The sequence below is a fragment of the Sulfurimonas sp. genome, from assembly GCF_023229025.1.
Classification (GTDB): domain Bacteria; phylum Campylobacterota; class Campylobacteria; order Campylobacterales; family Sulfurimonadaceae; genus Sulfurimonas.
The window spans coordinates 1-10,265 of record NZ_JALOAA010000051.1; the positions used below are offsets into that span (position 1 = coordinate 1).

12 protein-coding genes are annotated in these 10,265 nt (G+C 35.8%); 4 read left to right on the forward strand and 8 right to left on the reverse strand.

All coding sequences use genetic code 11. The annotated features are described in order from the left end of the window. From M0Q20_RS10000 to M0Q20_RS10010, 3 genes are all read left to right on the forward strand, one after another. On the forward strand, positions 1 to 1,964 hold a 1,964-nt coding region (locus M0Q20_RS10000; RefSeq protein ID WP_295061396.1), incomplete at its 5' end, for an EAL domain-containing protein. Continuing rightward, positions 1,961 to 2,536 (forward strand): chemotaxis protein CheB, encoded by a 576-nt coding sequence (locus M0Q20_RS10005; protein WP_295061400.1) that lies wholly within the window; start codon positions 1,961 to 1,963, stop codon positions 2,534 to 2,536. The genes M0Q20_RS10000 and M0Q20_RS10005, both read left to right, overlap by 4 nt. Continuing rightward, the gene (locus M0Q20_RS10010) at positions 2,536 to 3,312 is read left to right on the forward strand and encodes a CheR family methyltransferase (protein WP_295061403.1); all 777 of its coding nucleotides are present in this window, start codon (positions 2,536 to 2,538) and stop codon (positions 3,310 to 3,312) included. The genes M0Q20_RS10005 and M0Q20_RS10010 overlap by 1 nt, the downstream gene beginning before the upstream one ends. 120 nt (positions 3,313 to 3,432) lie before the next feature. Here M0Q20_RS10010 and M0Q20_RS10015 read toward each other — a convergent pair whose 3' ends face one another. The 8 genes from M0Q20_RS10015 to rplM form a co-directional block, all read right to left on the reverse strand. Continuing rightward, on the reverse strand, positions 3,433 to 4,389 hold the full coding sequence (locus tag M0Q20_RS10015) for a thiamine pyrophosphate-dependent enzyme (protein ID WP_295061406.1): 957 nt from the start codon (positions 4,387 to 4,389) through the stop codon (positions 3,433 to 3,435). 9 nt (positions 4,390 to 4,398) lie between these two features. After that, positions 4,399 to 5,622: a 2-oxoacid:ferredoxin oxidoreductase subunit alpha gene (locus M0Q20_RS10020; protein WP_295061408.1), complete on the reverse strand. Its 1,224-nt coding sequence runs from the start codon at positions 5,620 to 5,622 to the stop codon at positions 4,399 to 4,401. Further along, positions 5,622 to 6,017, reverse strand: a complete 396-nt coding sequence (locus tag M0Q20_RS10025) for a 4Fe-4S dicluster-binding protein (protein WP_295061410.1) — start codon at positions 6,015 to 6,017, stop codon at positions 5,622 to 5,624. Before M0Q20_RS10025 ends, M0Q20_RS10020 begins: the two co-directional genes overlap by 1 nt. A gap of 10 nt (positions 6,018 to 6,027) precedes the next feature. After that, complete coding sequence (locus M0Q20_RS10030) at positions 6,028 to 6,585, reverse strand: pyruvate flavodoxin oxidoreductase subunit gamma (RefSeq protein WP_295061414.1); 558 nt, start codon at positions 6,583 to 6,585, stop codon at positions 6,028 to 6,030. A 119-nt stretch (positions 6,586 to 6,704) separates the two neighbouring features. Then, positions 6,705 to 7,343 carry an HAD family hydrolase gene (locus M0Q20_RS10035; RefSeq protein ID WP_295061417.1) on the reverse strand — a complete coding sequence of 213 codons (639 nt, stop codon included), beginning with the start codon at positions 7,341 to 7,343 and terminating at the stop codon, positions 6,705 to 6,707. Then, the gene (locus M0Q20_RS10040) at positions 7,327 to 8,838 is read right to left on the reverse strand and encodes a peptide-binding protein (RefSeq protein WP_295061420.1); all 1,512 of its coding nucleotides are present in this window, start codon (positions 8,836 to 8,838) and stop codon (positions 7,327 to 7,329) included. Before M0Q20_RS10040 ends, M0Q20_RS10035 begins: the two co-directional genes overlap by 17 nt. Before the next feature lie 134 nt (positions 8,839 to 8,972). Then, positions 8,973 to 9,362, reverse strand: coding sequence for a 30S ribosomal protein S9 (rpsI, locus tag M0Q20_RS10045; protein ID WP_295061423.1), 390 nt, complete (start codon positions 9,360 to 9,362; stop codon positions 8,973 to 8,975). Between the two features lie 9 nt (positions 9,363 to 9,371). After that, positions 9,372 to 9,794: a 50S ribosomal protein L13 gene (rplM, locus tag M0Q20_RS10050; RefSeq protein WP_295061426.1), complete on the reverse strand. Its 423-nt coding sequence runs from the start codon at positions 9,792 to 9,794 to the stop codon at positions 9,372 to 9,374. 246 nt (positions 9,795 to 10,040) lie between these two features. Between rplM and M0Q20_RS10055 the strand changes: the two genes are divergently transcribed. Then, the coding region (locus M0Q20_RS10055; protein WP_295061429.1) for a hypothetical protein at positions 10,041 to 10,265 on the forward strand (225 nt) is incomplete at its 3' end.

Consider the following 10,265-nt stretch of genomic DNA (forward strand, 5'->3'; position numbering starts at 1 on the left):
ACATAGATACCAGAAGCTTTCAGGCTATCGCTCCGGATGATGTTTTAACCTTTTACTACAATAGTTTTAGAGGTACGGATGTAGAGGAGACGTTTGCAATAATAGACAAAACGGTACAAAATCAAACCCACTTTGATACAAAACCTAACGATTGGTTTGAGAGATCTACAAAAAGTATAAACCTTCTAAAGAAGGTAGAGGACGCTCTGTTTGCTAAAGTTACTAAAACAATAAACGACAAGCTTGAAGAGGCTTTTTATGAGATTGTCGCGCTCTCTTCATTTTTAATCATCAGCATAATAGCTCTTAGTGTCTTGATGGTAATGGCGATAAGAATGATTTTATTTAAGACAGACGAGCTAAAACAAGAGCATGACGACTCTCTTTTGTTTTTAAAGCAGTATAAATCAGCTGTTGATAGAAGTTTTATAGTCTCAAAAACTGATGCCAAAGGGGTAATTACCTATGTTAATGATGAGTTTTGCAGGATAAGCGGATACACCCCCGAGGAGCTTATTGGCAAGCAGCACAATATTGTAAGGCATCCGGATACTCCAAAAGAGACTTTCAAGTCTATGTGGCACACTATACAAACTCTCAAGCAGCCATGGTCGGGAGAGTTGCAGAATTTAAACAAAAACAAAACTTCTTACTGGGTTAAAGCGATTATAAACCCCATAATCGACAGAGAGGGCAATATTGTAGAGTATATCGGAGTTAGAACAAATATTACAGAGATAAAGAGTGCTTTAACTCTAGACTTTTTAACCGGATATGCAAACAGAACAAAACTTCAAAATGATATAAAACAGTTTGATGATTTATCACTAGCTATTTTTAATCTTGACAACTTTAGACAGATTAATGATTTTTACGGACATACATTTGGAAATGAAGTTATAAAAGCATTAAGCGATAAGATATACAATACTGTTTTTAATAATAGCAATCTTAGATTTTATAAACTTCAAGGCGATGAGTTTGTAATACTTGCAAAATTATACTCTAATGAAGAGTTTGAGGACATTGCAAAAGCTATTTTAAAAGAGATAAAAAAGGGAATTAGAATACAAAACGAGCATATATTAACCTCATGTAGTTGCGGAATATCCTTTGAAAAAAATAAAAACAAACTCTTATCTACTGCAAATATGGCGCTAAAAATTGCAAAAAAAAGTAATAATAATTTTATTGTTTACAGAGATAGTATCTCTTTAAATAAAGAGTATGAAAATAATATAAAATGGAGCAAAAAACTCTCAAATGCTTTTAAAAGAGATAATATTGTTACTTACTATCAACCTATTGTAAACAACTCAAACCTGAGATACGAGAAGTATGAGTGTTTAGTTAGGATGATAGATGGTGATAAAGTCATATCTCCATACTTCTTTTTAGATATCGCTAAGCAGACTAGAGAGTACTTCAATATAACAAAAACGGTAATCAAACAATCATTTGAGATGTTTAAAGATAAAAATGTGGAGTTCTCTATAAATCTATCTATAAACGACATCACAGAGCCTAAAATATCAGAGTATATAATAATAATGCTAGAGAGATACGATATCGGCTCAAAGATTGTATTTGAGATAGTTGAGTCAGAGTATATTGAGAAGTTTGAAGATGTAATGCGCTTTATAGCTAAGGTCAAAAAGTATAACTGCAAGATTGCAATTGATGATTTTGGCACAGGATACAGTAATTTTGAGTACCTCATAAAACTAAAAGCAGACTACTTAAAGATTGACGGCTCGCTTATTAAAAATATAGATAAAGACAAAAATGCATATATTGTTGTATCTACAATAGTTGATTTTGCTAAAAAATTAGGTATGAAGACAGTTGCAGAGTTTGTAGAGAGTGAAGAAATCTTCAACATTGTAAAAAATCTAGGAATCGACTACTCTCAAGGCTACTACTTTTGTGAACCTAAAAAAGATCTTCTTGTGGAGTCTGCTTGATATCTACATTACAAAAAATAGTTCTTATAGGTGCATCTACAGGAGGTCCGGGGCAGATAGAAAGAATTATCCAATCCCTTCCTATCTTAAACAATACTGCAATTATAATAGCTCAACATATGTCAATAGATTTTATACCAAGCTTTACTAAAAGATTACAAACCCTTAGTTTAAATAGTGTTAATATGGTAGATAATAGCACTTTAATTCAAAGCACAAATATATATATTTGTCATGGGATAACCTCAGTAAGAAAAGAGAGCGATGGTTTTAGATTTAACGTTGAATCATCAAAACAGTACAAATACAACCCCGATATAAATACTGTTTTTAACTCCTTTGTCCCTTTTATAGAAGATGTCGAAATTTTAGCTGTTATATTAACCGGTATTGGAGATGATGGTATTAACGGATGCGCAGAATTAGCTCTTAGAGGAGTAAGAACTATAACTCAAGATGAGAAGAGCTCTATTGTTGATGGTATGCCAAGCAGAGCAAGAAGTTGTGTTAATAATATAGAGATCTCAGATATAGCAGAGATTAAAGAGAAGATTAGGAATTTTTGTAGCTAATGTTTAGTTTTTTTAAAAAAAAAGAGCCCTCTTCTATTAACTTGGAAGAAAATATTGAATATGACTATACGGATGTATTGCCAATTGCAGAGTTTTTTAAAAATGAGACCGGAGTAACCTTTGATAAACAGGTATCAATTTTGCAAAATAAAGTTACTACCTTTTGCAAACAAAGAGAGATATACTCTTTTAGAGAGCTTTTAAAACTGATAAAAAGTGATAAAGATTTAAAGCAGGCCCTGATAGATTACTTAACAACAAATGAGACATTTTTCTATAGGGAGTTTAAACAGATTAAGGAGCTTGTAAAACTAGTCAAACAAGCAAATAGAAATGTTTCAATATTGTGTGCGCCCTCTGCTACGGGTGAAGAGCCTTATGGAATCGCAATCGCCCTTTTAGAAGCAGGTGTCTCACAAAATAGCTTTCATATTACAGGTATTGATATTAACTCTGATGCAACGCAAAAGGCGACTGCAGCGATATATAATGAGAGAAACATACGAAATCTCTCTCAAAGCATATTGGAGAACTATTTTCTCAAAGAGAACTCCAGATATATCTTAAAAGATATAGTCAAATCACAAGTGACATTTAAGGTCATAAATCTATTTGATCCGGATTTTAAAAATATTGGCAAATTTGATTTTATATTTTCAAGAAATATGTTTATATATTTTGATAAAGAGACAAAAATTCGTGCAAAAAAGATATTAGAAGATTTAAGAAAAAATCCTAATCAGGAGATTTTTTTCGGACATGCAGATCTGTTTTAATATTTTAATTTAACTTCGAGAGATTACAGTTGGTGTGATTTGTGTCTAACTCAGACAAAGGCTATACTAAAGTATGCCGTGTCTGAGTTAGGCGCAAGGCGCGCCGAAGATAAAAGCTTTTTAAACGCGAGCTTCTTCACGACGTTGTAAGTACGCCCAATTAGCATCTACACGCTCTTGCCACTCTTTAATTAAGTATTTGTACTCATCCTTAAAAAGATGTTTAAAACGTCCCTGAGCAGCTAAGTACTCCTCAACAGGGATTACATTTTTTGGTCTATATGTAATGTTTAACTCATGCCCGTCAATAATCTCATATAGCGGAAATACTAAAGTGTCAGTTGATAAATCCGTTAAGTGCATTGTATCTTTAGGGTCAAACTTCCACTCTGTTGTACAAGGAGATACTGCATTTATAAAGACAGGTCCATCAACAGAAAAGCCGTGCTGAATCTTCTTTACCATATCCTTCCACTTATTTGGAGCAACTTGTGCCGAGTATGGAATACCATGCGCAGCCATAATTGCTACCATATCTTTTTTGTTTTTCTTCTCACCGTAACTGACACGACCTGCCGGTGACGTTGTTGCAGAAGAGCCTATAGGAGTAGAGCTTGAACGTTGTCCACCTGTGTTTGCATAAACTTCATTATCAAGAACAACATGCATTATATTGTGTCCACGCTCCATACATCCGGATATCCACTGAAAACCAATATCGTAAGATGCACCGTCTCCTGCAAAAGATACAAACTTAGGATTGCGCTCAGGCTGCTTTAGACGACCCTTATTTTTAAGTGCTTTATACATACTCTCTGCACCCGCAACAGCTGTTGAGCCGTTTTCAAATCCAATATGTATCCAAGAAGCATCCCAAGATGTATAAGGATAAACTGCCGTACAAACTTCAAGACATCCCGTTGATGCTGATAAAACCATATCATCATTTGTTGCGTTTAATACTTCACGAACAATAATCGAGTGCGCACAACCAGGGCACAAAAGATTCGCACCCTCAAAGCGGTCAGCCGATGTTGAAAACTCTTTTAAGTTTTTTATTTTTTTCATTTCACTCACGGTTTCTCCTTATAGGTATGCTAGTTTCGGTCCACGAACACCGATAAACTGTTGTAGAGGTGTAGTTACTTTACCTGCATCAACATTTGCTTGTAACTCTTTAAAGAGAGCAACTAAATTAGCTTTAGTTAAATCACGTCCACCTAGTCCATATACATAGCCTGATAGGAGTGCTTTTGAGTCACTGTTATAGAGTGAGCCTGCTATCTCATTAAAAAGCATTCCAACAGTACCGCCCGGAGATGAGCGATCAAGTGCTGCTATAGCTTTAATATCTTTTAATGCCTCTCTAATTTCAAAAAACGGAAACGGGCGAATTACACGAATTCCAACTACGCCGGCTTTTATGCCTTGTGCTCTCATCTCCGTTGCTACTTCACGTGCAGTCTCAACCGAAGTACCCATACATACGACACATACGTCAGCATCATCCATATCATACTTCTCTACTATATTGTATTTGCGTCCGCTTAATTTTTCAAAATCATCAAACGCTGCTTGGATTTTCGGCATAACTTTTGTCATCAAATCATTATGTTGACGAGCTTTATGCTCAAAGTGCCAATCCTCTTCTGTCTGAACACCATGAGTTACGGGATGTTCAAAGTCAAGCATATCGTTCATAGGCTTGAACTCCCCAACAAAACCATACCCTTGGTCATCAGTTAAAGTGTGAACACCCTGTGCTGTATGAGAAGTCAAGAAGCCATCTTGATGAACCATACATGGAAGCCTAACATCATGATCTTCACTAACTTTAAATGCAATAAAATTCAAATCATACGCATCTTGCGGGCAGTATGCATCAAACTGAATCCATCCACTGTCACGTCCTAAATACATATCTGAGTGATCACCGTTAACATTAAGCGGAGCAGCAAGTGCACGGTTTACCACATTAAGTACGATTGGCAAACGCATACCTGAAGCTTGGTAGAGCGTCTCAACCATAAGCGCAAATCCCTGAGAGGAGGTAGCTGTAGCAACACGCCCTCCTGCAGCAGCTGCACCTATACAGCCGGACATTGCAGCATGCTCAGACTCAACCATTACAAACTCACCCTCTACATAACCATCAGCCAAAAACTTTGCATAGCCTTCAACTATAGGAGTTGACGGCGTAATAGGATATGCTGCAACAACATCAATTTGACACTGTCTCATTGCTTGAGCAGCAGCAAAGTTTCCATCCCAAACTTCGATATCTCTTAGTTCCATCTTATCAAATGCCATTACGCTTCCTCCTCATCTTTTTTAGGCCAATTAGCGATCTCTGTCTCTTCATCGGCTTGCTCTGGGAACATTAGAAGTGATTTAGGGTTTGTAGGGCAAACCTCAACACATATTCCACATCCCTTACAGTGATCCATATCTACACCGATTAGCTTTTTATCTCTTGATATTATTGAAACATCCGGACAATATATCCAACAAAATTGACAATCAATACAGTAATCTTTGTTAAATATAGGCTTAATCAATCTCCAATCAGCAACACTTGCAGTATAAGAGCTATTTTGTGAATATGCACGATCTTCTTGTCTTGTTCCAGCTATATCGTCTATTTTTCCGTCGAAAGTGCGCAGCATTGCTCCGATTTCAAACTCATCCCATCCTTTTTTTGCCATAATAAATCCCTTACTTTACTTCATCGTATGCGCGCTGAATTGCAAGCATATTTGAATCGATAATCTTTTGTGGTAACTTTTCAAGAACTCTCTTCATGCTATCTTTAAAAAAATCAATTTCATACATTCCGGAAACTTTCATAAATGCACCAAGCATAGGCGTATTTGGAATCGGGCGACCAATAGTTTCGTTTGCAATAGTAATACAATCTACGGTGTAAACCTCTTTTCCTTCTAGCTTAGGCTGAGCTTTAATTAGTTCTTCTTTGCTTAAGTGAGTAGTGATTATATATTTTGTCGTCTCTTTATGATTTATTGTTATATCTGTTGTTATTGCCAATGCGGGGTCAATAACAAAAACATAATCAGGTTTCATATATTTTTCATGATTCATTATTACTTCATCATCAACGCGATTGTATGCTGTCATTGCCGCTCCACGTTTTGCAGAACCATAAAATGCAAATGCCTGAACATGTTTACCTGTAGTAGAAACAACATCGGCCAAACCTTTAGCACCGGTTACAGCCCCTTGTCCGGCACGACTATGCCATCTGATCTCTAGCATAAACTCTCCTTGTATTTAATATTAAGAACTCTCAATTCTATTTTACCCCTTATTCTAGACAAGTTGTTCTTAAAAATAGCTTGATGTTTTACTCCTAATTAAGAACAGGCAAAAGTGTGTTATTTTTTCCTATTTTGCAGATAGATAGCAGCTTCTAAGGCATCATTCAATATAACATTTGTGAACATTTTTAATGTCTCTATTTTATCATAACCACTCAAAACTCCTATGGAGTTTACATTTGCACTTTTTGCCGCAATGAGGTCGAGTTTTGTATCGCCAATCATCCATACTTCTCTATTTTTTATATCTAATTTTTGCAGAGCTTTTGTTATAGGCTCTGCGTGTGGCTTAGGATTCTCTACATCCTCTCTGCCGATTAACACTTCAAAGTGATGCATGACGCCAAAATGCTCCATTAGTACCTTAGAGTAGTGCCCTGTTTTTGTCGTCACAATTCCTAGCGTTGCAAACCGACTTGCTAGCTCTATTGCCTCTTTTGCATTTTTTAAAAGCACTGTTTTTTGAGTTGAAATATCTCTATAGTGTCCTTTATACGTAGCAATCAAATCAGAAATACTCTCTTTTTCAACCCCAAGCTCTTTATACATAATATCAAGTGGGTACCCTATGAGAGATTTTATCTCCTCATTATCCCTTCTTGGTAGTTTGTGAAAATCAAAAGAGTGCTCAAATGACTCCAATATTGCTTCTGTTGAATCTATGAGAGTCCCGTCTAAATCAAAAAGTATTATCATTTTTTTCCCACTTTATATAGTTATGCCAGATTCCGCTAGGGCTTGGCTGGATATTTTTTATATCTTTGCTTACAGTCGTAATAGCATTTGGAATATACAAAAAGAGGTAAGGGTTCTCATCTGTTATTATCTTAAACATCTCTCTCCATATGGCTGATAGCTCTTTACTCTCTATCATGCTTTGTGACTCTTCAATCATTCTATCTATTTTATCGTTGTGGTACCCAACCAAGTTAAAACCACCCTGCTTATCGTTGTCGCTATGCCAGAACATGTAAGGGTCGGGTGTTGGCGAGAGTCCCCATCCAAGAAGTACACTCTCAAACTTATGCGGAAAAACTACCATATTTAAAAATGCCTGCCACTCCATAACCCTCAATGTAACATCTACTCCGGCTTTTTTTAGTTGGTACTGTAGTATCTGAGCGGCATATGGTCTAATTTCACTAGAGTTTGAAGTCACAATCTCAAAGCTAAAAGGGTTTTTTTCATCATACCCTGCTTTGCTTAAAAGCTCTTTTGCTCTTTTTATATTTTGCAGTGGTGCTTTTACATCGCTGTTAAACGCTTTGCTAGCCGGTAGAAAAGGTCCTGTACAAACCTCTGCATGACCAAAAAATAGAATTTTAACCAGCTCCTCTCTATCAATTGCCAAAGATAGCGCTTCTCTGATTTTTGGATTTTTAAACTTCTCATGACGAAGATTAAAGCCCAGATAAGTATATGATTGCGAGATATTTTCATATATATTAAACTTACTAAAAAAATCATCATTTAACTGCCTCTCATACTGCATAGGCTCAATACTTCCTACATCAAGTGCCCCGGATTTTAGCATTAAAAATCGTGTCATTGGGTCAGCTATAACATGAAAGGAGATTTTATCAATTTTAGCGCGCCCCTCAAAATAGTCATCAAAGGCAGCTAATATGATATTTTTAGAGTGTTCAAGCTGCTCAAGTTTATATGCTCCCGTACCTATGGGATTTGTATTAAATGAAGCGCTCATCAAATTTTGCTCATCTCTTAGCACATGTTGTGGCAATATACCCATCATCCAAGTCTCTAGCGCCTTAAAATAAGGCTCTTTATACTTTACCTTGATAGTAAAGTCATCAACCGCTTCTACACTCTGAACAAATCTAAAACTGGAGCTGTACGGGGAGCTTATCTGTGGTGATATTAGCACTTCATAAGTAAAAACTACATCCTTTGCGCTAAAAGGATTGCCATCATGCCACTTTACATTTTTGCGAAGCTTAAAGATAAGGGTCTTATCATCTTCAAAATAGAACTCTTTTGCCAAGTCTCCTACTATTGTTGATAAATCTTTATCATATTTTACAAGTCCGTTAAATAAAAATCCGGTTATTTCAGATGAACTAGAGTCAGTTGCCAATATGGGGTTTAATCTTGATGGATTTGCTGATGTCGCCAAATGAAGTGTTGAGGCAAAAATTTGAACCGATACAAAAATTAGTAGTAAATAGCGCAAAAGTACTCTTTTTTTGAGTGATTATACCAAAGTAAAATATAGGAGAGTGTTAATAAATAAAGATAGAGAGATATTTCCGGCACAAAATGCGCCGGAAAATTGTTCTTAAAACTAGCGTTTTCTCAAAGAGAAGCTTAACGCTTAGAGAACTGGCGAGAACGACGTGCTTTACGCTTACCTGGCTTCTTACGCTCAACAACACGTGAATCACGAGTCATCATGCCTTCTGGTTTAAGGATTGCTTTTAACTCTGGGTTAAATTTTACTAATGCACGAGATATACCGTGACGAAGTGCGTCAGCTTGACCTCCGAAACCACCACCTAAAGTAGTTGCTACGATATCAACAGATGTATCTTGCTTAGTTAGTGCAAGAGGTTGCTTAACACGAAGTTTTTTAGCCTCTAACCCACCTAACCATGCATCTATTGAAAGACCGTTTATAGTCATATTTCCGCTACCTGGAGTTAACCATACTTTTGCTATTGACGCTTTACGACGTCCTGTTGCATATATTTTTGCCATCTGGTTTCCTTACTTAGCTAGTTGTGCAGTGTGAGGATGCTCAGCACCTGCATAAATTTTTAATTTTTTAAGCATTTTAGCACCAAGTTTTGTTTTTGGAAGCATACCGCGAGTAGCAAGCTTAAAAAGCTTCTCAGGGTTTTTCTCTAAAAGCTCAGTCATCTTAACGCTTTTTGTACTACCGAAGTAGCCGGAGTATGAAAAATACTCTTTATTTGCAATTTTGCCAAGACCGTTGAATTTTGCTTTTGAAGCATTAACTACTACTACATAGTCTCCACAGTCAATATTTGGAGTAAAACATGGTTTGTTTTTACCACGAAGTATAGTTGCAACTTCAGTAATTACACGACCAAAAGTTTTACCTTCAGCATCAATCAAAACCCATTTTTGATCAATTTGTTCAGGAGTTGCAATTTTTGTGAATTTCATTCTTGAACCTTTCAAGTAATTTTCTTAACATTAACATTTAAAATGCCCGTTTAATTGGCGAAAGTATATCTTTTTTTACTTACAGGAAACTTAATTTATGATTATTTTAAGGTTTGGGATTTGCTTACCTCTCTTACTTTATTATAACTGCTATTTAAATTTTAGAAATATTCAATATTTAAAATGATATAATCAAAAAGAGGTAAATATTATCCTATTTTAAATAAATATCAAAGAGTAAGATGAATGAATATTAGTTATTTTAAAAAAATCTCAGTTGTTTTAGCATTACTTTTTTTTGTAAATCTATATGCAGTCGAGGATCAAAGAGTTATTGATGAGTTGAACTCTCCAATGCCTGAGATTCCTTTAAAGCAATCTATGGGAGATAGAGCATATAATGATGCTATAAATTCGGGGGAGTATAATTATGTCGGCAACTCAAAGTGTCGTCTGTGCCATAGAAACTTC